Below are 21,038 nucleotides of genomic sequence, written 5' to 3' on the forward strand. Positions count from 1 at the left end.
GCGCCCGACAACGAACAGCAACACCAAAGGAAGGAGCCAGCGACATGGCAGTCCTCGTAGACGAAACCACCCGCGTGATCTGTCAGGGCCTTACCGGCTCTCAGGGCACGTTTCATTCCGAGCAGGCGATTGCCTATGGCACGCAGATGGTCGGCGGCGTGACGCCGGGCAAGGGCGGCACCACGCATCTTGACCTGCCGGTGTTCAACTCGGTGCACGAGGCCAGGCATGAGACGCAGGCCAACGCCTCCGTCATCTACGTGCCGCCCCCCTTTGCCGCCGATTCGATCCTCGAGGCGATCGACGCCGAAATGGAACTGATCGTCTGCATCACCGAAGGCATCCCGGTCCTGGACATGATGCGCGTCAAGCGCGCGCTGGAGGGGTCCACCTCCAAGCTCATCGGCCCCAACTGCCCCGGCATCATCACGCCCGACGCCTGCAAGATCGGCATCATGCCCGGCCATATCCACAAGCGCGGCTCTTGTGGTGTGGTCTCGCGCTCTGGCACGCTCACCTATGAGGCGGTCAAGCAGACGACGGATGCGGGGCTTGGCCAATCCACCTGCATCGGTATCGGCGGCGACCCGATCAAGGGGACCGAGCATATCGACGTGCTGGAATGGTTCCTCGCCGATGACGAGACGCAGAGCATCATCATGATCGGCGAAATCGGCGGGGCCGCCGAGGAAGAGGCCGCGCAATTCCTCAAGGACGAGAAGAAAAAGGGCCGCTGGAAGCCGACCGCCGGGTTCATCGCCGGGCGCACCGCGCCTCCGGGCCGCCGCATGGGCCATGCAGGTGCCATCGTCGCGGGCGGCAAGGGCGGTGCCGATGACAAGATCGAGGCGATGAAATCCGCCGGGATCGTGGTGGCCGAAAGCCCTGCAGGCCTTGGCGAGGCCGTGCTCGAGGCTATCGGCTAACATATCGGGCGGGCCGGGGATCACCCTCGGCCCGCCATAATAACCAACAGGGTTCTCAGCTCCTCCGAGGTGCCAAAATGACCGACCAATCCCCCAACGACACCTTCCACGCCTCGTCCTTCATGCAGGGCGCAAACGCGGAATATCTGGAGCAGCTTTACGCCCGCTACGCCCATGATCCGGGCGCAGTAGACGAGGCGTGGCGCGCCTTTTTCGATCAGTTGGGAGATGGTCACGACGATGTGCGCCGCGAGGCGCAGGGGGCATCCTGGGCGCGGGCGGACTGGCCGCCGATGCCGTCCGATGACCTCACCGCCGCGCTGACCGGCGAATGGCCTGCCGAGCCGGAAATGAAGGACGCGGGCAAGAAGATTGCCGCCAAGGCCGCCGAGACCGGCGTCGAGGTCAGTAACGAGGCGATCCAGCGTGCGGTGCTCGACAGCGTGCGCGCGCTCATGCTCATTCGTGCCTACCGCATTCGCGGCCACCTGATCGCAGAGCTTGACCCGCTGGGCCTGCGCGATCACGGCCACCGCCCCGAGCTTGACCCGAAATCCTACGGCTTCACCGAGGCCGATATGGACCGGCCGATCTTCATCGACAATGTGCTGGGGCTGCAGGTTGCAAGCCTCCGCGAGATACTGGCCATCGTCAAGCGCACCTATTGCGGCACCTTCGCGCTGCAATACATGCATATTTCCGATCCCGAGGAGGCCGGTTGGCTCAAGGAGCGGATCGAGGGCTACGACAAGGAAATCACCTTCACCCGCAGGGGTCGTAAGGCGATCCTCAACAAGCTGGTCGAGGCCGAGGGTTTCGAGAAATACCTCCATGTCAAATACATGGGCACCAAGCGGTTCGGCCTTGACGGCGGCGAGAGCCTGATTCCGGCGATGGAGCAGATCATCAAGCGCGGCGGTCAATTGGGCGTGCGCGATATCGTCATCGGGATGCCGCATCGCGGGCGGCTCAACGTGCTGGCCAATGTCATGGGCAAACCCTACCGCGCGCTGTTCCACGAGTTCCAAGGCGGCTCCTCCAAGCCCGAGGATGTCGACGGGTCGGGCGATGTGAAATATCACCTCGGGGCCAGTCATGACCGAGAGTTCGACGGCAACACCGTCCACCTGTCGCTGACCGCCAATCCAAGCCATCTCGAAGCGGTAAACCCTGTGGTGCTGGGCAAGGTCCGCGCCAAGCAGGATCAGTTGAACGATGCTGACCGCATCAAGGTTCTGCCGATCCTCTTGCACGGCGACGCGGCCTTTGCCGGTCAGGGGGTTGTGGCCGAGGGCTTCGGCCTCTCGGGCCTCAAGGGGCACCGCACCGGCGGCACCATGCATATCGTGGTGAATAACCAGATCGGCTTTACCACCGCGCCGCATTTCTCGCGCTCGTCGCCCTATCCCACGGATATTGCGCTGATGGTCGAGGCACCGATTTTCCACGTCAACGGCGACGACCCCGAGGCGGTGGTGCACGCCGCGCGCGTCGCCACGGAATTCCGCCAGAAATTCCACAAGGACGTGGTGATCGACATCATCTGCTACCGCCGCTTCGGCCATAACGAGGGGGATGAGCCGATGTTCACCAACCCCCTGATGTATAAGAAGATCAAGCAGCAGAAGACGACGCTTGCGCTTTATACCGACCGGCTGGTCAAGGATGGCCTCATCCCCGAGGGCGAGGTCGAGGATATGAAGGCCGCGTTCCAGGCGCACCTTGCCGACGAGTTCGAGGCCGGCAAGGAGTATCGCCCCAACAAGGCTGACTGGCTCGACGGCAAGTGGGCAGACCTCAACCCGCACAAGGGCCAATACGAGCGCGGCGAGACCGCGATCACGCCCGAGGCCTTCAAGCAGGTGGGGGCCGCGCTCTCGACCGCGCCCGACGGGTTTACCCTTCACAAGACCGTTGATCGCCTGCTCGAGGCCAAGCGCCAGATGTTCGAGACAGGCGAGGGCTTTGACTGGGCCACCGCCGAGGCGATCGCCTTCGGCTCGCTGCTGACCGAGGGCTACCGCGTGCGTCTCTCGGGTCAGGACAGCACCCGCGGCACCTTTAGCCAGCGCCATTCCGGCCTGATAGATCAGGACACCGAAGCGCGGTATTACCCGCTCAACAATATCCGCGAGGGGCAGGCGCAATACGAGGTCATCGATTCGATGCTCTCGGAATATGCCGTGCTTGGGTTCGAATATGGCTATAGCCTCGCCGAGCCCAAGGCGCTCACCCTCTGGGAGGCGCAGTTCGGCGATTTCGCCAACGGCGCGCAGATCATGTTCGATCAGTTCATCTCCTCGGGCGAGAGTAAATGGCTGCGCATGTCGGGCCTCGTCTGCCTCTTGCCGCATGGCTATGAGGGGCAGGGGCCGGAACATTCCTCGGCCCGGCTGGAGCGGTTCTTGACCATGTGCGGCGGCGACAACTGGATCGTGGCCAATTGCACGACGCCTGCGAACTATTTCCACATCCTGCGCCGCCAGATGTATCGCACCTTCCGCAAGCCGCTTATCCTGATGACGCCGAAATCGCTTTTGCGGCACAAGATGGCGGTGTCGAAAGCCGCCGATTTCACCACCGGATCGTCGTTCCACCGCGTGCTGTGGGACGATGCGCAATACGGGCTGTCGGATACTAAGCTCGTCGCCGACAAGAAGATCAAACGCGTGGTGATGTGCTCGGGCAAGGTCTATTACGACCTGCTGGAAGAGCGCGACCGCCGCGGCATCGACGATGTCTACCTGCTCCGCATCGAACAGTTCTACCCGTTCCCGGCCATGTCGCTGGTCAAGGAGTTGGAACGCTTCAAGGGCGCGGAAATGGTCTGGTGCCAGGAAGAGCCCAAGAACCAGGGCGCGTGGAACTTCATCGAGCCGAATATCGAATGGGTTCTCACCCGCATCAAGGCCAAGCACCAGCGGCCCATCTATGCCGGTCGCCCCGCCGCCGCCTCGCCCGCCACGGGCCTGGCCAAGCAGCACAAAGCACAACAAGAGGCGCTGGTGGATGCCGCGCTGACCATCGAAGGGAAATAAGTGATGAGCACCGAAGTCCGCGTCCCCACCTTGGGCGAATCCGTCTCCGAGGCCACCGTTGCCACCTGGTTCAAGAAACCGGGTGACGCTGTGGCCGCCGATGAAATGTTGTGCGAGCTTGAAACCGACAAGGTGACGGTCGAGGTGCCAAGCCCGACGGCGGGCACCCTGGGCGAAATCGTGGCGCAGGAGGGCGAGACCGTGGGCGTCGATGCGCTTCTGGCCACCATCACCGCAGGCGAGGGCAAGGCCGCCCCCGCCAAACCCGAGAAAAAGGCTGAGGCCCCGGCTCCGAAGGAGAACGCCGACAAAGGCGGCGAGGCCGTCGATGTCATGGTGCCGACCTTGGGCGAGAGCGTGACCGAAGCGACCGTCTCTACCTGGTTCAAGAAGGTGGGCGATCAGGTCTCCGCCGATGAAATGCTCTGCGAGTTGGAAACCGACAAGGTCTCGGTCGAGGTGCCCGCGCCCGCCTCTGGCACGCTCACCGAAATCCTCGCGGGCGAGGGCGAGACGGTGCAGGCCGGTGGCAAGCTGGCGATCCTGTCCTCGGGTGAGGGTGCCGCCCCGACCAAAGCCGAGGAAAGCGACAGCGATGCCGCCCCCGCCAAATCCACCGGCAAGGATGTCGAGGATGCGCCTTCGGCCAAGAAGGCGATGGCCGAGGCGGGCGTCTCGCGCGATCAGGTCACCGGCTCGGGCCGCGATGGCCGCGTCATGAAAGAGGATGTCGCCAAGGCCGGGCAAGCCGCGAAACCCGCGCCCGCCGCCGCCCCCGCACAGGCCCCCCGCGCCCCCAGTCCCGCCGAGGATGCCGCCCGCGAGGAACGCGTCAAGATGACGAGGCTCCGCCAGACCATCGCCCGCCGCCTCAAGGACGCGCAGAACACCGCCGCGATGCTGACCACCTATAACGAGGTGGACATGACCGAGGTGATGGCGCTGCGCAACCAGTACAAGGACGAGTTCTTCAAGAAGCACGGCGTGCGCCTCGGCTTCATGTCGTTTTTCACCAAGGCCTGCGTGCACGCCCTGAAAGAGGTGCCCGAGGTCAATGCCGAGATCGACGGCACCGACATCGTCTACAAGAACTTCGTCCATATGGGCATCGCCGCGGGCACGCCCACCGGCCTTGTCGTGCCGGTGATCCGCGACGTGGATTCCATGTCCTTCGCCGCCATCGAGAAGGCCATCGCCGAGAAAGGCGCCCGCGCCCGCGACGGCAAGCTCTCCATGGCCGAGATGCAGGGCGGCACCTTCACCATCTCCAACGGCGGCGTCTACGGCTCGCTCATGTCCTCGCCCATCCTCAACCCCCCGCAATCGGGCATCCTCGGCATGCACAAGATCCAGGACCGGCCCATGATCGTGAACGGCGAAATCAAGGCCCGCCCGATGATGTATCTCGCGCTCAGCTACGATCACCGCGTGGTCGACGGCAAGGGGGCGGTGACCTTCCTCGTGCGGGTGAAAGAGGCGCTCGAAGATCCCCGGCGGCTGTTGATGGATTTGTGAGCACCGCGTGACAGACCCGCTTTATGAATGGGACGCCGCCAAGGCCGAAAACAACATGGCCAAACACGGCGTCCCCTTCACGGCGGTGCAGGGTTTCGACTGGAGCAGCGCGATAGAGGCCGAGGATACACGCTATGACTACGGCGAGACCCGGATGCAGGCCCTTGGCAAGATCGACGGGCGATACCACGTATTGGTCTATGCTTGGCGTAACGACCGCATCCGCGTAATCTCGCTGCGCAAGGCCAACCGGAGGGAAATCCCATGAGCATCCGCCCCAAACCGCCCGAAGATTTCGACGAAAACCCACCCGTCGACGCGGATTTCTTCGCCCGCGCCCGCCCCGCCACCCCCGGCGAAGCCGCCCGCCTGCGCGCGGCTCTGGAGCGTATCGTGAAGGCGCATGAGGCGGGGCGGTCTCTGGACGAGGCGATCAACAAGGCGCGCGAGACTTTGCTGAGGGCAGATTGAGCGCGTTGGAAAACCGGAAATTGCGGGCATCAACCCACTACAATTTCTGAAGCAAGGTTAAAAAATGGATTTGAAAGAGTTTATAAAAGAGACGGTTTCCGGTATTTGTAATGCTTCCTCCGAGCTGGAAGATGAGGGGCTTTATGGCGCGATACTTAATCCGCCAACAGATAGAATTAGGTCAACCGTTTATGAGGAAGGCGGGGCTGAATATATCTACAGGAGGGTAGAAAGTATCGAATTCGACGTTGCGGTTACAGTTGAGGAAGAGACGCAGAAAGAGGGCAAAGCAGGACTAAAAGTGTTTTCTAGCGAAGTCGGTGGAGGAGCTACTAAAGGTAATCGCAACGAAATTGCTAGCCGCGTAAAATTTACTATGTCACTTTGTTTTCCGGTAACACCTGAGGAATGTAGAAACCGCATGATTGCCGAAGAAAAAAGAAAATTACAAATGGAAGAGTTAAGCAAGAGACCTGACCCCAAGAGTGGGTGGTAAACGTCCCATGACCCCCGAACTCACCGCCCTCACCCTCGCCGCCCTCCTGCAAGCGGTCCAGTTCCTCCTCTACGCCATCCCGGCGAATCTGGAGCTTGGCCCCGGCTACACCATGTCCGCGCGCGACCGTGAACCCTCCCGCCAACTCTCGCCCAAAACCGCCCGCCTTGGCCGCGCGCTCACCAACCATTTCGAGGGGCTCATCCTCTTCACCATCGCCGTCGTGACCGTCACGCTCAGCGACGGGTCCACCCAATTCACCGCCGCCTGCGCCTTCATCTACCTCGGCGCGCGCGTGCTCTACATCCCCGCCTACTATTTCGGCCTCAGACCGGGCCGCTCGCTCATCTGGGCCGTGGGCTTTGCGGCCACGCTCCTCATGCTCTTGGCGGCGCTCGTCTGATGCTTCATCTTGCCAGAAATATTCCGGGGGAGTCGCCCAATGGGCGACGGGGGCAGCGCCCCCGCCCTGACCCAAACGAAAGGAACTGACCCATGGCCTCTTATGACGTGATCATCATCGGTGCTGGCCCCGGCGGCTATGTCTGCGCCATCCGCTGCGCGCAACTGGGCCTCAAGACCGCCGTGGTCGAGGGCCGCGAGACACTGGGCGGCACCTGCCTCAACGTGGGCTGCATCCCCTCCAAGGCCCTCCTGCACGCCTCGCACATGCTGCACGAGGCCGAGCATAATTTCGCCAAGATGGGGCTGAAGGGCAAATCCCCCTCGGTCGACTGGAAAGAGATGCTGGCCTACAAGGATGATGTCATCGGCCAGAACACCAAGGGCATCGAATTCCTGTTCAAGAAGAACAAGGTGGACTGGCTCAAGGGCTGGGGCTCGATCCCCGAGGCCGGAAAGGTCAAGGTTGGCGACGACACCCATGAGGCAAAACATATCGTCATCGCCTCGGGCTCTGAATCGGCCAGCGTGCCCGGTGCCGACGTGACCATCGACGAGAAAATCGTCGTCACCTCCACCGGCGCGCTGGAATTGCCCAAGATCCCCAAGACCATGGTGGTGATCGGCGGCGGCGTGATCGGGCTGGAGCTTGGTTCGGTCTATGCGCGCCTCGGCACCTCGGTCACGGTGGTGGAATTCATGGATGCGATCACCCCCGGTATGGACGGCGAGGTGCAAAAGACCTTCCAGAGAATTCTGAAAAAACAAGGGCTTGATTTCGTCATGGGCGCCGGTGTCCACACCGTCGAGACGCTGAAAACCAAGGCCAAGGTCGCCTACAAGCTGCGCAAGGATGACAGCGAGCACCAGATCGACGCCGATGTGGTCCTCGTCGCCACGGGCCGCAAACCCTACACCGAGGGCCTCGGCCTTGATGCGCTCGGCGTCGAGATGACGAAACGAGGCCAGATCGCCGTGGGCAAGGACTGGCAGACCAATATCAAGGGTCTTTATGCCATCGGTGACGTGATCGAAGGGCCGATGCTGGCGCACAAGGCCGAGGATGAGGGCATGGCCGTGGCCGAGGTGCTGGCGGGCAAGCACGGCCACGTCAATTACGGCGTCATCCCCGGCGTGATCTATACCCACCCCGAGGTCGCCAATGTGGGCGAGACCGAGGAAACCCTGAAAGAGCAGGGCCGCGCCTACAAGGTCGGCAAGTTTTCCTTCATGGGCAACGGTCGCGCCAAGGCCAATTTCGCGGGCGACGGGTTCGTGAAAATCCTCGCCGACAAGGAAACCGACCGTATCCTTGGCGCCCATATCATCGGCCCCGCGGCAGGCGATCTCATCCACGAGATCTGCGTCGCGATGGAATTCGGTGCCTCCGCCGAGGATCTGGCGCTCACCTGCCACGCGCACCCGACCTATTCCGAGGCGGTGCGCGAGGCGGCCCTGGCCTGCGGCGACGGGGCCATTCACGCGTGACGGGTGGCCCGCGCGTCTCGGTCGTCATCCCGGCCTATCGCGCGCGGGCCACGCTGCCTGCGGCGCTCGAATCGGTGGCGGCCTGCGGCCTGCCGCTTCAGGAGGTCGAGGTGGTGCTCGCCCCCGATGACGGCGACCGCTATGACGATCTGCCCGATCACGGGCTGCGCCTGACCCGCTGCGCGCATCACCATGTGGCCACCGGGGCGGGGCCTGCCCGCAACCGGGCCATCGCCGCGGCGCGGGGCGCGCTCATCGCCTTCCTCGATGCCGATGATCGCTGGCAGGCGGGCTATCTTGCGGCGCTTGTGCCGCTGGCCGAGCGGGCCGGGGCGGCCTTTGGCCGGACGCACATCCGCTGCGGTGACGAGTCGCTCCTGCTTTTGCCGGAGGCTGGGCAATCCACCCTCGGTTTCGCCGATTTCGGGCGCACGGGGGCGAGTTTTCACCCCGTTACCCGGCGCGATCTGGCTGGTCCGTTTCAGGACCGTCCCTCGCAGGACGTGCTGCACGCGATGGAGGTTCTGTCGCGCGTCGGCGGGCATGCGCCGGTTGGCGAGGCCACCTATATCCTCTCGCTCGATCCGCAAAGCACGACCGCGCAAACCGCCTTTGCCGCGCGCGTCGAGGCCGCCTATGGCGCGCATATCCGCGCCATCGAGGCGGGCGAGACGCGCATCGCCCCGGAGCACCACCCCGCCGCCTGCGCCGCGTTCGAGGCCAAGGCGCAGCTCAACCGCGCCTATATGGAGACGGGCGGCGACCGGTTCTTTTATCGGTTCATGCAGGATCGGCTGAGGGGGTATGTCGGCAAGGCACGCGCGTCTCGGTGACTGGCAGGGGATTGGAGCGGGTGAAGGGAATCGAACCCTCGTCTGGAGCTTGGGAAGCTCTCGCTCTACCATTGAGCTACACCCGCAGCGCATCCTGATTACGCAGAACCGGCGCAGGCCGCAAGTGCAAAGCGCGGGGCTAGAGTGTTTCGGTTTTTCGTTGAAACACCAAAACACTCTAAATGATTGAGTTGTCGCAATTTCGAACCGAAAAAGTCTATCAACTTTTTCTGAAATTGCTTTATTGCGGCAATTCCGCCTCGGGGATGATGGCAAAGAAGGTGCCTCCCGACCACAGGCCGAACCACCCGTCGCGGCGCGCGCCGATCTCGACGAGGCGGTAAAAGCTCTTGCGGTCGATCAGCGCCTCAAGCCCCGCGCGCACATGCACATAAGGTGACGGCTCGCCGGTCTGCGGGTCGCGCTCTACCCGGATCGGGTGATCGGGACCGGCGGTGACATGATCGCCCACATTGGTCTCGAATCGCAGGGTCTGCGCCGTGCCATCGCCCTCTGCCTCGAAATCCACGGCCACGAAGGGCGCGTCATCGACGGTGATTCCCACCTTTTCCACGGGGGTCACGAGGAAATACTCCTCGCCATCCTTGCGCAGGATGGTGGAAAACAGCCGCACCAGTTCGGGCCGCCCGATGGGCGTACCGAGATAGAACCACGTCCCGTCGCGGGCGATGCGGATATCGAGATCGCCGCAAAAGGGCGGGTTCCACAGGTGGACGGGCGGCAGGCCGCGCTTGTCGGCTTTCGCGGCGCGCGCCGAGGCGGCGAGGCTTTCGGCTGACGGGGTTGTGACGGTCTTTGCGCTCATTGCTTTTGCCATTTCCATGTCAAACGATACATTCCACAATAGGATATAGTTCCAACCGGAGTTTTGCCATGACCGAAGAGACCGATCTCGTTGCCGGGCTGGAGGCGCTGGAGGTCAAGCTGGCGCAGGCGCGCGCCTCGATCACCCGGCGTTTCATCGGGCAGGAGCGCGTCGTTGACCTGTCGCTTGCGGCGCTTTTGTGCGGCGGGCATGGCCTGTTGATCGGGCTACCGGGTCTGGGCAAGACGCGGCTGGTGGAGACGCTGGGCACGGTGATGGGGCTTGATACGAATCGGGTGCAGTTCACCCCCGACCTGATGCCTGCCGATATCCTTGGATCGGAAGTGCTGGAAACCGCCGATGATGGCCGCCGCGCGTTCAAGTTCATCGAGGGGCCGATTTTCTGCCAGCTTCTGATGGCCGACGAGATCAACCGCGCCAGCCCGCGCACGCAATCGGCGCTGTTGCAGGCGATGCAGGAGCGGCAGGTGACCGTGGCCGGAGAGACGCGACCGCTCGCGGCACCCTTCCATGTGCTCGCCACGCAAAACCCGATCGAGCAGGAGGGCACCTATCCCCTGCCCGAGGCACAGCTTGACCGGTTCCTGGTGCAGATCGAGGTGCCATACCCCGACCGCGACACCGAGCGCGCGATCCTCCTGGCCACCACCGGGGCCGAGGAGGAAGAGGCGCACGCCGTGTTCACCCCCGCAGAGCTGATCGCCGCGCAGCGGATGCTGCGGCGGATGCCGGTGGGTGACAGCGTGATGGAGCTGATTCTCGATCTGGTGCGCAGCGGCCGCCCCGAAGAGCCGGGCGCAGGGGCCGCGGTGCGCGAGGGGGTTGCCTGGGGGCCGGGGCCGCGCGCGGCGCAGGCGCTGATGCTGACGGTGCGCGCGCGGGCGATGTTGCAGGGCCGCCTTGCGCCGGATGCCACCGACGTGGCGGCGATGGCGCAGCCCGTGCTTGGCCACCGCATGGCGCTCAATTTCGCGGCGCGCGCGCGGGGCGAGAGCCTGCCCGCGCTGATATCGGACCTTGTCGAAGCGGTGACGCGGACCGAGGCGGCGGCCTGACATGACCCAAAACGCCGCCCCCCTGCGCGCCCGTGCCGAGGCCGAGACCGCGCGCCTGCCGCCGCTTCTGGCGCGCGCCGACCGGCTGGCGCGCACGGTGATGATGGGCGAGCACGGGCGCAGGCGCGCGGGCACGGGCGATGATTTCTGGCAATACCGCCCGGTGCAGCCGGGTGATGCCCGAGGGGCCATCGACTGGCGGCGCTCGGCGCGCTCGGATGCGCAATTCGTGCGCCAACGCGAATGGAAGCTCGCGCAGAGCGTGATGCTCTGGGTCGATCCCGCGGCCTCGATGCGCTTTGCCTCTCAGTCGGCCCTGCCCGACAAGGCCGACCGCGCGCGGCTTCTGGCGCTGGCGGTGACGCTACTGCTGGAGCGTGGCGGCGAGCGGGTGGGGATGACCGGCACCGCCCTGCCGCCCCGGCGCGGCGCGGCACAGATCGCGCGGATCGCCGAGGCGCTTGGGGCCGAGAGCGGTGAGGAGCACGCCGCCCCCGACATGACCGGCCTTGTGCCGCATGGGCGTGCGCTGCTGATCTCGGATTTCCTCGGCGATCCCGACCCGTTGCGCGCGGCGCTGGTGGCGGCGGCAGATCGCGGCGTGCGCGGGGTGCTGTGCCAAGTGCTCGACCCGGCGGAAGAGGCCTTTCCCTATCGCGGGCGCACCATTTTCCAGAGCATGGCCGGAACGCTCAGCCACGAGACGCTCCGGGCCGATGACCTGCGCGGGCGCTATCTTGACCGGCTGGCCGCGCGCAAGGATGCGCTGGCATCGCTGGCGGCGGCGACCGGCTGGCAATATGGCTGCCACCACACCGATGCTGGCGCGCAAGCGGCCCTGCTGTGGCTCTATCGCGCCATCTCCGAGGGGAGGGGCGGCGCATGACCCTCTCGGCCATCGGATTTGCCACGCCGTGGCTCTTGTGGGCGCTTCTTGCGCTGCCGGTGCTGTGGCTTCTCTTGCGCGCGGTGCCGCCCGCGCCGGTGCGCCGCCGCTTTCCCGGCGTGGCGCTGCTTTTGGGCTTGCGCGACGAGGATAGCGTGAGCGACCGCACGCCGTGGTGGCTGCTATTGTTGCGGATGCTGGCGGTGGCGGCGGCGATTGTCGGGCTGGCGGGGCCGGTGCTCAACCCTCGCGATGCGGATGGCGCGACACGGAACGTGCCGCTGCTGATCGTGGTCGAGGATAGCTGGGCCGCCGCGCGCGACTGGCCCGCGCTGCGTACGGCGATCGACGGCGTGCTATCCGAGGCCGCGCGCGACGGGCGCACCGCCGCGATCCTGCGGCTGAGCGCGCCCGAGCGCCCGGTGTTTCGCGCCGCCGATGATCTGCGCAGCCGCCTGCCGGGGTTGATGCCAGAGCCGTGGCGCGCGCGCCCCGAGACCTATGCCGAGGCCGCAGAACTGCTGCCCGAAGGCGGGATCGAGACGCGCTGGTTTTCGGACGGGCTGGCGGGCGAGGGGCGCGAGGCGCTGCTTGCCGCGCTGGAGGCGCGTGGCCCGGTGGTGGTGCATGAAAGCGCGCGGCCCGTTCTGGCGCTAACCCCGCCCGTGCTCGAGGATGGCATGGTGGCGCTGCGCGCTATCCGTGCCGGGGCGGGCGGCGCGCGCGATATAACCATCGCCGCGCATGGTCGCGATCCTGCCGGGGCCGCGCGGGTGCTGGCGCGTCTGCCGCTCGGCTTTGCGGGGGCGGAGGCCGAGGCCACGGGCCGCCTGTCGCTGCCGCCCGAATTGCGCGCGCGGATCGACCGGTTCGAGATCGAGGGCGCGCGCCATGCCGGTGCCGTGAGCCTGTCGGGGGACGGGTTGCGGCGGCGCGAGGTGGCGCTGGTCGCGGGGCGCGAGGATCGCGAGGGGCTGGAGCTTCTGTCGCCGCTTTACTACCTGCGCAAGGCGCTTGCGCCCAATGCCGACCTGATCGAGGGCGCGCTGCTCGACCTTTTGCCCGCCAATCCCGATGCCGTGGTGCTGGCTGATGTTGCAACGCTCTCCGAGGCCGAGGACAGCGCGCTGCGCGAGTGGGTCGAGGCGGGCGGCGTGCTGGTGCGCTTTGCCGGACCGCGGCTTGCGGCAAGCGACGTGTCGCGCGGGCAGGAGGCAGCGCTCATGCCGGTGCGCCTGCGCGCGGGCGGGCGCACGGTGGGCGGCGCGATGAGTTGGGGGGCGCCCAAGACGCTGGCACCTTTCCCCGATGACAGCCCGTTTCGCGGCCTCGCCATCCCCGAGGATGTGGCGGTGACGGCGCAGGTTCTGGCGCAGCCCGATCCGACGCTCGCGGAACGGGTGATCGCGCAGTTGGGGGATGGCACGCCGCTGGTCACGCGCAAGCGGCTGGGGGCGGGGCAGGTGGTGCTGTTTCATGTCACCGCCAATGCCGAATGGTCCTCGCTGCCGCTGTCGGGCCTCTTCGTGCAGATGCTTGACCGGCTGGCCCTGTCCTCGGTGCAGGCCGCGCCCGCCGAGGCAGAGCTGGCCGGGACGGTATGGCAGCCGGTGCAGGTGCTTGACGGGTTCGGGCGGCTGATCGAGGCGGGCACGCGGGCCGGGGTGGCCGGCGAGCGGCTGCTTGACGGCCCCCTTGGCGCAGACCTTCTGCCGGGCATTTACCAAGGCCCCGAGCGGCGCTTGGCCCGCAACGTGATTGACGCCGACACGGGGCTTGCCGTTGCCACCTGGCCCGCGCGCGTGCCGATTGAGGGGCTGGCGCGGGTGCCGGAGACGCCGCTGGGTGGCTGGCTTCTGGCGGCGGCACTGGTGCTGATGCTTGCCGATATCCTCGCCGCGCTGGCGGTGTCGGGGCGGCTCTGGCGCGGTGGGGCCACGGCGGTGGTGCTGGTGGCGCTGGCGGCGCTCGCGCCCCATGCCGCGCGGGCGCAGGCACCCGATGATGCCCGCGCCATCGAGGCGACATCCGAGACGGTTCTGGCCCATGTGCTGACGGGTGATCGCGCGGTGGACGATGCCGCGCGCGCCGGGCTGCGCGGGTTGGGGCGGGTGCTGAGTTTTCGCACCTCGGTCGAGCCTGCCGCCCCGATCGGCGTCGATCTCGAACGCGACGAGCTTGCCTTTTACCCGATGCTTTACTGGCCGGTGACGCAGGCGCAGCCGATCCCCTCGGCCGAGGCCTATGCCAGGCTCAACGATTACCTTCGCTCGGGCGGGTTGATCCTGTTTGATACCCGCGACGCCGATATCGCGGGCTATGGCGCGGCCTCGCCCAATGGCGCGCGGCTGCAACGGCTGGCGGCACCGCTCGATATTCCGCCGCTGGAGCCGGTGCCCGAGGATCACGTTCTCACGCGCACCTTCTACCTGCTCAGCGATTTTCCCGGTCGCCATGCGGGGCGCGCCGTCTGGATCGAGGCGGCGCCGCCGGATGCCGAGCAAGTCGAGGGGATGCCGTTTCGTGATCTCAATGACGGGGTGACGCCGGTGGTGATCGGCGGCAATGACTGGGCCGCCGCCTGGGCGGTGACCGATGCGGGCGATCCGATGTTCCCGGTCGGGCGCGGCTATACCGGCGAGCGGCAGCGCGAGATGGCCTATCGCTTTGGCGTCAATCTGGTGATGCATGTGCTGACCGGCAATTACAAATCCGATCAGGTGCATGTGCCCGCGCTGCTGGAAAGGCTGGGGCAATGACCGGCACAGTGATCCTTGATCCGCTGGTGCCGGTCTGGCTGATTGCCACTCTGACAGCGATGGCCGTGGCGGGGGTGGTGTTTGCGGCGCGGCGGGGATTGGCGGGTTGGGCGCTTCGGGGGCTGGGGGCGCTGGTGCTGCTCGCCGCGCTGTCGGGGCCGTCCTACCGGCAGGAAGAGCGCGCGCCGCTGAGTGATATCGTGCTGCTGGTCGAGGATCGCAGCGCCAGCCAGCGGCTGGCCGATAGGTCTGCGGCCACCGACCGTGCCGCCGAGGCGCTGGCTGCCCGGATCGAGGCGCGTGACAACACCGAATTGCGGCGCGTGACGGTGGCGGATGGCGCGGACAATCGCGGCTCGCTGGTGATGGGGGCACTGGCCGAGGCGCTGGCCGAATTGCCGCGCGGGCGCATTGCCGGGGCGATCCTTCTGTCGGACGGGCAGGTGCACGACATCGAAGCCGCCCCCGACCTGCCTGCGCCGCTGCACCTTTTGCATACGGGCCGCGCGGGCGACTGGGACCGGCGGTTGCGCATCGACAACGCCCCGGCCTTTGCCATCCTCGGCGAGGAGGTCACGCTCCGCCTGACCATCGCCGACGAGGGGGCAGCCCCCGAGGGCGTGACCACCGTGCCGGTGGATATCGCCGTGGATGGCGCGCCGCCGCAGCGCTTTGATGTGCCGCTCGGGCGCGCGGTGACGCTGCCGCTGACGCTGCCGCGGGGGGGGCGCAATGTGCTGCAATTCTCGACTCCGGTGGCCGAGGGAGAGCTGACCGACCGCAACAACACCGCGCTGGTGCAGATCAACGGCGTGCGCGACCGGTTGCGCGTGCTGCTCGTGTCGGGACAGCCGCACGCGGGCACGCGGACATGGCGCAACCTGCTGAAATCGGACAGTTCCGTTGATCTGGTGCATTTCACCATCCTGCGCCCGCCCGAAAAGCAGGACGGTGTGCCGGTGCGCGAGCTGTCGCTCATCGCCTTTCCCACCCGCGAGCTGTTTCTCGACAAGGTGGATGAGTTCGACCTTATCATATTCGACCGCTACCGGCGGCGCGGCATCCTGCCATCGGTCTATCTTGAAAACGTGCGCCAATATGTCGAGCGTGGCGGCGCGGTGCTGCTGGCGGCGGGGCCGGATTTCGCCGGGGCCGAGAGCATCTATCGCGGCCCGTTCGAGCAAATGGTGCCCGCCCGCCCCACCGCGCGCGTGGTCGAGCAGGGATTTCGCCCCGAGATCAGCGACTTGGGGCAGCGGCATCCGGTGACGGCGGGCCTTGGCGAGGGCTGGGATGGCGACTGGGGCCGCTGGCTGCGCCAGATCGAGGTAGAGCCCGATGCAAGCGGCGAGGTGGTGATGACCGGCGCGGATGGTCGCCCGCTTCTGATACTCGACCGGGTGGGCGAGGGGCGCGTGGCGCTGCTCGCCTCCGATCAGGCATGGCTCTGGGGGCGGGGCTTCGAGGGCGGCGGGCCGCAGCTCGACCTGCTGCGACGGCTGGCCCACTGGATGATGAAAGAGCCCGAGTTGGAGGAAGAGGCGCTGCGCGCCGAGGCCACCGGCCAGACCATGCGGATCACCCGGCGCACCCTTTCCGAGACGGTGCCGGATGTCACCATCACCACGCCCTCGGGTGACACGGTGGTCATGCCGCTGGAACAGGTCGCACCGGGGCGGTTCGAGGCGGTGTATGAGGGGGCCGAGATCGGGCTTTACCGGCTGGAAAACGGCGATGAGACGGCGGTGATCGGGCTTGGTCCTGCCGCCCCGGTGGAATTCGAGCGCACGCTTGCCACCGGCGCGGTGCTGGAGCCGGTGATCGACGCCACGGGCGGCGGTGTGCGCGCGCTCGAGGACGGGCTGCCCGCGATCCGCGAGGTGCGCGCTGGCCGTCCCGCTGCCGGGCGCGGCTGGATCGGGATCACCCCGCGCGGGGCCTATGAGACGCTGAGCGTGCGGCAGATGGAGATTTTGCCGCCGTGGCTCGTGCTGCTTCTGGTCGCGGGGTTTCTCACCGCAGGCTGGCTGCGCGAGGGTCGGCGCTGAGGCAGGCCGCCGCATTGGTGCCGATCACGGCTCCAGGTCGATGCGGATCTTTTCGCTGCCCCAGCCATCGACCGAGCAATGCGCGCGGATATAGATCGTGCGCGTGCCGTCGGGCAGGTCGAGATTGGTAAGCGAGCGGGTGAAGGGCTGCTCGTTGACATGCGGATGATGCAGCAGGCGGTAGCCGATCCTCTCGCCGTCCTCATTCAGAATTTCCCACCCGTCGGCGTAGTGATCCCAGCCGATATCGGGATGTTCCATCGTGACATCAATCCGCCAGGATATGCCGGATTTTGTCGCGATCACATCGAGGATCGTGGGCTCTGTCGCGCGCGCGGGCGCGGCAACAGATGAGATGAGCGCGGCGGCGAGGGCAAGGGCAATCTGTCTCATGCGCGTATCATATCCTTTTTTCGCCGCGCGTGCACTCACGACCGCGTGTCCGGCCTGTCATCCTCGGGGCGCATCAGAACGGTGCGCGAGGTCGAGGCAAATTCGCGCCGTAGCAGCACGGCGAGCGTGATTGCTACCGCCACCAAAAGAGCCGACGCGCCAAGGAGCCACGCCGCCGCCGCAAGCGCGAAATAGAGCGACCGCAGCCCCCGGTTGAAGCCGCGCGCGGCGGTGATGTTGATTTCGCCCGCCTTTTGAGCGCGCGGCGTTGCTGCCGGGTCGCCGGGGTCGTTGGGCACTGCGGCCATGACCACGGCGCAATAGCCGAAAAGCCGGTTTGCCCAGACGAATTTCAGGAAGGCATTGGTGAGGAAAGCCACGATCAGGAGGATCTTTGCCTCCCAGACGACCACCGGGTCGGTGCCGGTGGTCAGATCGTCCGCGATCCCGATGAGACGCTCGACATCGCCCAGAAGCGCCAGCGCGCCGCCGATGGCGATGAGCGTGGCCGAGGCAAAGAACGAGGTGCCCTGCCGCAACTGTCCGATGACCTGCGAATCGAAGATGCGCGGATCGCGGCTGACGAATTGCACCATCCATTCGCGGCGATACTGCGCCATGAGGTTCGAGGTCGATGGAAAGCGGCGTGGCGCGTGCTCGATCAGCACGGTCACCCCCGACCATGCAAGGATCAGCACCAGCACCGCCGCCATGTCGAGCGGTGTGAAATGCCCCAGCCCGTCGTTGGGCATGTCGGGTGCGTCCCTTAGAAGGGGCGTGCGACCACGGCCCAAAGCACCGCAATCGCGCCCAGGACGCTGATTTCGTTGAAGATGCGCAGAAAGCGATCGCTTTCGGTAAAGGTGCCTTTGCGCGCGCGCAGCACCAGCCGCCCGGTCCAAGCGTAATGCAGCGCCAGTGCCAGAACGAGCGCGATCTTGAGATGGGTCCAGCCCGGCCAGCCCAGCCAATGCGCGAGATAAAGCCCGGTGCCGATGGCGATCACGCCAAGGCCCAGCGAAAAGCGGTAAAGCCGGATCGTGAGATCGCCCAAGGGGCCAAACTCGCCCAGCCGGTCCCATTCGCGATGCCAGTAGATCAACGCGCGCGGCACGGCGAAAATGGAGGTCATCCACCCCATGACGCAAAGAATATGGATGATCTTGACCCAGTCCATATGCGATGACTGCCCGAGCGCGCGACGCCATGCAAGGCTTGGCGTGCACGGCGGGAAAAAAGACTAGCCTAAAGGCGGAATTGGTTATATTAATTTACCAATTGGAGGAGGTTGCCTATGCAAATGCCCGAGCCAAACCCCGAGGTCCTCGCCCGCAAGGCCGAGCTTGTCGCGCGCCTGCGCAAGGTCCTGCCCGCTGACGCGGTGATCTCGGACCCGGCAGAAACGCGCGCCTATGAATGCGACGCGCTCACCGCCTATAAATGCCCGCCGCTGGCTGCCATCCTGCCCGGCTCGACGCAAGAGGTCTCGGACGCGCTGGCGATCTGTCATGAGATGGGCGTGCCGGTGGTGCCGCGCGGCTCTGGCACCTCGCTTGCGGGCGGCGCGCTGCCCACGGCGGACAGCGTGATCCTTGGCGTCGCGCGCATGAACGCGGTGCTGGAGACGGACTACGACAACCGCTTCATCCGCGTGCAGACCGGGCGCACCAACCTGTCGGTCACGGGTGCGGTGGAAGAGCACGGCTTTTTCTACGCGCCCGATCCGTCAAGCCAGCTTGCCTGCGCCATTGCGGGCAATATCGCGATGAACTCGGGCGGCGCGCATTGCCTCAAATACGGCGTCACCACCAACAACCTGATGGGTGTGACCATGGTGCTGATGGACGGCACGGTGATGGAGCTTGGCGGCGCGCATCTCGACGCGGCGGGCTATGACCTTCTGGGCCTCATATGCGGCTCGGAGGGCCAATTGGGCGTGGTGACCGAGGCCACCTTGCGCATCCTGCGCAAGCCCGAGGGCGCGCGCCCCGTGCTGATCGGGTTCGACAATAACGAGGTGGCGGGGGCCTGTGTCTCGGATATCATCAAGGCGGGCGTGCTGCCGGTGGCGATCGAGTTCATGGACCGCCCCTGCATCCGCGCCACCGAGGATTTCGCCCATGCCGGATACCCCGATTGCGAGGCGCTGCTGATCGTCGAGGTCGAGGGATCAGATACGGAGATCGACGCGCAACTCGCGCTGATCGAAGAGATCGCCCGCCGCCACAAGCCGGTGGAACTGCGCCAGAGCAAATCCGCCGAGGAGAGCGCGAAAATCTGGCTGGGGCGCAAATCGGCCTTTGGCGCGATGGGGCAGATCAACGATTACATGTGCCTTGACGGCACCATCCCGGTGAGCGCGCTGCCGCTGGTGCTGCGCCGCATCGGCGAAATGTCGAAGGAATTCGGCCTTGATGTCGCTAATGTGTTCCACGCGGGCGACGGCAACATGCACCCGCTCATCCTCTTTGACGCCAACAAGCCGGGTGATCTGGAGACCTGCGAGGCGTTCGGCGCCGAAATCCTCAAGCTCTGCGTCGAGGTGGGCGGGTGCCTCACCGGCGAGCATGGCGTGGGGATCGAGAAGCGCGACCTGATGGCGCATCAATACGCCCCCGACGATCTGGCCGCGCAGATGGATGTCAAGGACGTGTTCGACCCCAGTTGGCTTCTCAACCCCGCCAAGGTCTTTCCGCTCGACGCCTCGCAGGCGCGGCGCGCGGCCTGAGCTGGATTATTCGAGTATTTTTGGAACAGTGAAATGACACCCAAGACAGAGGCCGAGCTGGCCGAGACCATTCGAGGGGCGGATGCGCCCCTGCGCGTCATCGGCGGCGGCACCCGCCCGATCGGCGGGGCCTCGAATGGTGCGATACTGTCCACCTCGACGCTGCGCGGGATCGAGCTTTACGAGCCGGGCGCGCTGACGCTGGTCGTGCGCGCGGGCACGCCGCTGGAAGAGGTCGAGGACGCGCTGGCCCGCGAAGGACAGCGGCTGGCGTTTGAGCCGATGGACCATCGCGGATTGCTGGGCACCGAAGGCACGCCCACCATCGGCGGCGTGGTGGCTGCCAATGTCAGCGGCCCGCGCCGCGTTCAGGTGGGGGCCTGTCGCGATTTCCTGCTGGGCGTGCGGTTCGTCGATGGCGCGGGGCGGATCGTCAAGAATGGCGGACGGGTGATGAAGAACGTCACCGGCTATGATCTCGTGAAGCTGATGGCGGGCAGCTACGGCACCCTGGGCGTGCTGACCGAGGTGGCGCTCAAGGTGCTGCCTGCGCCGCCAAGCGCTGCGACGATTGCCTTGCGCGGGCTTGACGATGCGCAGGCGGTGCGGGCGCTGTCGCAGGCGCTCGGCTCGCCCTTCGAGATTTCGGGCGCGGCGCATCTGCCGGGCAAGGTGACGCTTCTGCGTATCGAGGGCTTTGCCGATTCGGTCGCCTATCGCGCCGGACGGCTGCGCGATCTGCTGGCGGGTTTCGGCGCGGCAGAGGTAGAGCAGGACGAAGGCGTGGTCGCCGCCACTTGGCAGGGCATCCGCGACGTGGCCGCCTTTCACGGGCGCGAGGGCGATGTCTGGCGGCTCTCGGTCAAGCCCTCGGACGCGCCCGGCATCGTGGCCGCGCTGAATGATGTCGAGGCGATCTATGACTGGGGCGGCGGGCTTGTCTGGCTGCTGGCCCCGCCGGGACGCGGGCAGGCGATCCGTAAAGCGGTAGCGGCCAAGGGTGGCCATGCCACGCGCCTGCGCGGCGAGGGCGGCGACGCCTTTCATCCGCTGCCCGCGCCGGTCGCGGCGCTTCAGGCCAGGCTGCGGCAGCGGTTTGACCCGCGCGGCCTTCTCAATCCCGGCTTGATGGCCGGGGCATGAGGGCAAGACC

At 66.2% G+C, this 21,038-nt stretch carries 19 protein-coding genes and 1 tRNA gene; 15 read left to right on the top strand and 5 right to left on the bottom strand.

What is annotated here, in order from left to right; all coding sequences use genetic code 11:
• Positions 1–44: 44 nt before the first annotated feature.
• From sucD to ABIE58_RS09670, 9 genes are all read left to right on the top strand, one after another.
• Entirely contained in the window at positions 45–926 is an 882-nt protein-coding gene (gene sucD, locus ABIE58_RS09630) for a succinate--CoA ligase subunit alpha (protein ID WP_354544499.1), read from the top strand.
• A 77-nt stretch (positions 927–1,003) separates the two neighbouring features.
• Positions 1,004–3,964: a 2-oxoglutarate dehydrogenase E1 component gene (locus ABIE58_RS09635; protein WP_354544500.1), complete on the top strand. Its 2,961-nt coding sequence runs from the start codon at positions 1,004–1,006 to the stop codon at positions 3,962–3,964.
• Positions 3,965–3,967: 3 nt separating this feature from the next.
• Positions 3,968–5,479 (top strand): 2-oxoglutarate dehydrogenase complex dihydrolipoyllysine-residue succinyltransferase, encoded by a 1,512-nt coding sequence (gene odhB / locus ABIE58_RS09640; protein WP_354544501.1) that lies wholly within the window; start codon positions 3,968–3,970, stop codon positions 5,477–5,479.
• Between the two features lie 7 nt (positions 5,480–5,486).
• A complete protein-coding gene (locus tag ABIE58_RS09645) occupies positions 5,487–5,747 on the top strand; it encodes a BrnT family toxin (protein WP_354544502.1) in 261 nt (86 codons plus the stop codon).
• On the top strand, positions 5,744–5,950 hold the full coding sequence (locus ABIE58_RS09650; RefSeq protein ID WP_354544503.1) for a hypothetical protein: 207 nt from the start codon (positions 5,744–5,746) through the stop codon (positions 5,948–5,950). Before ABIE58_RS09645 ends, ABIE58_RS09650 begins: the two co-directional genes overlap by 4 nt.
• Before the next feature lie 64 nt (positions 5,951–6,014).
• Positions 6,015–6,446 carry a hypothetical protein gene (locus ABIE58_RS09655; RefSeq protein WP_354544504.1) on the top strand — a complete coding sequence of 144 codons (432 nt, stop codon included), beginning with the start codon at positions 6,015–6,017 and terminating at the stop codon, positions 6,444–6,446.
• A 7-nt stretch (positions 6,447–6,453) separates the two neighbouring features.
• Complete coding sequence (locus ABIE58_RS09660) at positions 6,454–6,849, top strand: MAPEG family protein (protein WP_354544505.1); 396 nt, start codon at positions 6,454–6,456, stop codon at positions 6,847–6,849.
• A gap of 92 nt (positions 6,850–6,941) precedes the next feature.
• On the top strand, positions 6,942–8,336 hold the full coding sequence (gene lpdA, locus ABIE58_RS09665) for a dihydrolipoyl dehydrogenase (protein WP_354544506.1): 1,395 nt from the start codon (positions 6,942–6,944) through the stop codon (positions 8,334–8,336).
• Positions 8,333–9,169 carry a glycosyltransferase gene (locus ABIE58_RS09670; RefSeq protein ID WP_354544507.1) on the top strand — a complete coding sequence of 279 codons (837 nt, stop codon included), beginning with the start codon at positions 8,333–8,335 and terminating at the stop codon, positions 9,167–9,169. The genes lpdA and ABIE58_RS09670 overlap by 4 nt, the downstream gene beginning before the upstream one ends.
• Positions 9,170–9,181: 12 nt before the next feature.
• Here the strand turns inward: ABIE58_RS09670 and ABIE58_RS09675 are convergent.
• Both ABIE58_RS09675 and ABIE58_RS09680 read right to left on the bottom strand, forming a co-directional pair.
• A tRNA-Gly gene (locus ABIE58_RS09675) sits at positions 9,182–9,255 on the bottom strand.
• A gap of 155 nt (positions 9,256–9,410) precedes the next feature.
• The gene (locus ABIE58_RS09680; protein ID WP_354544508.1) at positions 9,411–9,995 is read right to left on the bottom strand and encodes a DUF1285 domain-containing protein; all 585 of its coding nucleotides are present in this window, start codon (positions 9,993–9,995) and stop codon (positions 9,411–9,413) included.
• A gap of 68 nt (positions 9,996–10,063) precedes the next feature.
• Between ABIE58_RS09680 and ABIE58_RS09685 the strand changes: the two genes are divergently transcribed.
• The 4 genes from ABIE58_RS09685 to ABIE58_RS09700 are packed head-to-tail and all read left to right on the top strand — an operon-like array spanning position 10,064 to position 16,764.
• Positions 10,064–11,071: an AAA family ATPase gene (locus ABIE58_RS09685; protein ID WP_354544509.1), complete on the top strand. Its 1,008-nt coding sequence runs from the start codon at positions 10,064–10,066 to the stop codon at positions 11,069–11,071.
• A 1-nt stretch (position 11,072) separates the two neighbouring features.
• Positions 11,073–11,957 carry a DUF58 domain-containing protein gene (locus ABIE58_RS09690; protein ID WP_354544510.1) on the top strand — a complete coding sequence of 295 codons (885 nt, stop codon included), beginning with the start codon at positions 11,073–11,075 and terminating at the stop codon, positions 11,955–11,957.
• Entirely contained in the window at positions 11,954–14,716 is a 2,763-nt protein-coding gene (locus ABIE58_RS09695; RefSeq protein WP_354544511.1) for a DUF4159 domain-containing protein, read from the top strand. The genes ABIE58_RS09690 and ABIE58_RS09695 overlap by 4 nt, the downstream gene beginning before the upstream one ends.
• Positions 14,713–16,764: a glutamine amidotransferase gene (locus ABIE58_RS09700; protein ID WP_354544512.1), complete on the top strand. Its 2,052-nt coding sequence runs from the start codon at positions 14,713–14,715 to the stop codon at positions 16,762–16,764. The genes ABIE58_RS09695 and ABIE58_RS09700 overlap by 4 nt, the downstream gene beginning before the upstream one ends.
• Positions 16,765–16,788: 24 nt before the next feature.
• Here the strand turns inward: ABIE58_RS09700 and ABIE58_RS09705 are convergent, their stop codons facing one another.
• The 3 genes from ABIE58_RS09705 to ABIE58_RS09715 are packed head-to-tail and all read right to left on the bottom strand — an operon-like array spanning position 16,789 to position 18,334.
• Entirely contained in the window at positions 16,789–17,157 is a 369-nt protein-coding gene (locus tag ABIE58_RS09705) for a hypothetical protein (RefSeq protein WP_354544513.1), read from the bottom strand.
• A gap of 35 nt (positions 17,158–17,192) precedes the next feature.
• A complete protein-coding gene (locus ABIE58_RS09710) occupies positions 17,193–17,909 on the bottom strand; it encodes a DUF599 domain-containing protein (protein ID WP_354544514.1) in 717 nt (238 codons plus the stop codon).
• Positions 17,910–17,923: 14 nt separating this feature from the next.
• Positions 17,924–18,334, bottom strand: coding sequence for a CopD family protein (locus tag ABIE58_RS09715; RefSeq protein WP_354544515.1), 411 nt, complete (start codon positions 18,332–18,334; stop codon positions 17,924–17,926).
• A gap of 117 nt (positions 18,335–18,451) precedes the next feature.
• On the opposite strand from ABIE58_RS09715, the gene ABIE58_RS09720 reads away from it, so the two are divergent.
• Both ABIE58_RS09720 and glcE read left to right on the top strand, forming a co-directional pair.
• Positions 18,452–19,885: an FAD-linked oxidase C-terminal domain-containing protein gene (locus tag ABIE58_RS09720; RefSeq protein WP_354544516.1), complete on the top strand. Its 1,434-nt coding sequence runs from the start codon at positions 18,452–18,454 to the stop codon at positions 19,883–19,885.
• A gap of 33 nt (positions 19,886–19,918) precedes the next feature.
• Entirely contained in the window at positions 19,919–21,028 is a 1,110-nt protein-coding gene (glcE, locus tag ABIE58_RS09725; protein ID WP_354544517.1) for a glycolate oxidase subunit GlcE, read from the top strand.
• The last annotated feature ends 10 nt before the right edge of the window (positions 21,029–21,038 follow it).

The organism is Roseovarius sp. MBR-78 (genome assembly GCF_040547535.1).
Lineage (GTDB): Bacteria > Pseudomonadota > Alphaproteobacteria > Rhodobacterales > Rhodobacteraceae > Roseovarius.

Excerpts from the sequence above, each read along its gene's own strand:
- sucD (WP_354544499.1), top strand. The coding sequence starts at position 45 with ATGGCAGTCCTCGTAGACGAAACCACCCGCGTGATCTGTCAGGGCCTT.
- ABIE58_RS09635 (WP_354544500.1), top strand. The coding sequence starts at position 1,004 with ATGACCGACCAATCCCCCAACGACACCTTCCACGCCTCGTCCTTCATG.
- odhB (WP_354544501.1), top strand. The coding sequence starts at position 3,968 with ATGAGCACCGAAGTCCGCGTCCCCACCTTGGGCGAATCCGTCTCCGAG.
- ABIE58_RS09650 (WP_354544503.1), top strand. The coding sequence starts at position 5,744 with ATGAGCATCCGCCCCAAACCGCCCGAAGATTTCGACGAAAACCCACCC.
- ABIE58_RS09655 (WP_354544504.1), top strand. The coding sequence starts at position 6,015 with ATGGATTTGAAAGAGTTTATAAAAGAGACGGTTTCCGGTATTTGTAAT.
- ABIE58_RS09660 (WP_354544505.1), top strand. The coding sequence starts at position 6,454 with ATGACCCCCGAACTCACCGCCCTCACCCTCGCCGCCCTCCTGCAAGCG.
- lpdA (WP_354544506.1), top strand. The coding sequence starts at position 6,942 with ATGGCCTCTTATGACGTGATCATCATCGGTGCTGGCCCCGGCGGCTAT.
- ABIE58_RS09680 (WP_354544508.1), bottom strand. The coding sequence starts at position 9,995 with ATGAGCGCAAAGACCGTCACAACCCCGTCAGCCGAAAGCCTCGCCGCC.
- ABIE58_RS09685 (WP_354544509.1), top strand. The coding sequence starts at position 10,064 with ATGACCGAAGAGACCGATCTCGTTGCCGGGCTGGAGGCGCTGGAGGTC.
- ABIE58_RS09690 (WP_354544510.1), top strand. The coding sequence starts at position 11,073 with ATGACCCAAAACGCCGCCCCCCTGCGCGCCCGTGCCGAGGCCGAGACC.
- ABIE58_RS09695 (WP_354544511.1), top strand. The coding sequence starts at position 11,954 with ATGACCCTCTCGGCCATCGGATTTGCCACGCCGTGGCTCTTGTGGGCG.
- ABIE58_RS09700 (WP_354544512.1), top strand. The coding sequence starts at position 14,713 with ATGACCGGCACAGTGATCCTTGATCCGCTGGTGCCGGTCTGGCTGATT.
- ABIE58_RS09705 (WP_354544513.1), bottom strand. The coding sequence starts at position 17,157 with ATGAGACAGATTGCCCTTGCCCTCGCCGCCGCGCTCATCTCATCTGTT.
- ABIE58_RS09710 (WP_354544514.1), bottom strand. The coding sequence starts at position 17,909 with ATGCCCAACGACGGGCTGGGGCATTTCACACCGCTCGACATGGCGGCG.
- ABIE58_RS09715 (WP_354544515.1), bottom strand. The coding sequence starts at position 18,334 with ATGGACTGGGTCAAGATCATCCATATTCTTTGCGTCATGGGGTGGATG.
- ABIE58_RS09720 (WP_354544516.1), top strand. The coding sequence starts at position 18,452 with ATGCAAATGCCCGAGCCAAACCCCGAGGTCCTCGCCCGCAAGGCCGAG.
- glcE (WP_354544517.1), top strand. The coding sequence starts at position 19,919 with ATGACACCCAAGACAGAGGCCGAGCTGGCCGAGACCATTCGAGGGGCG.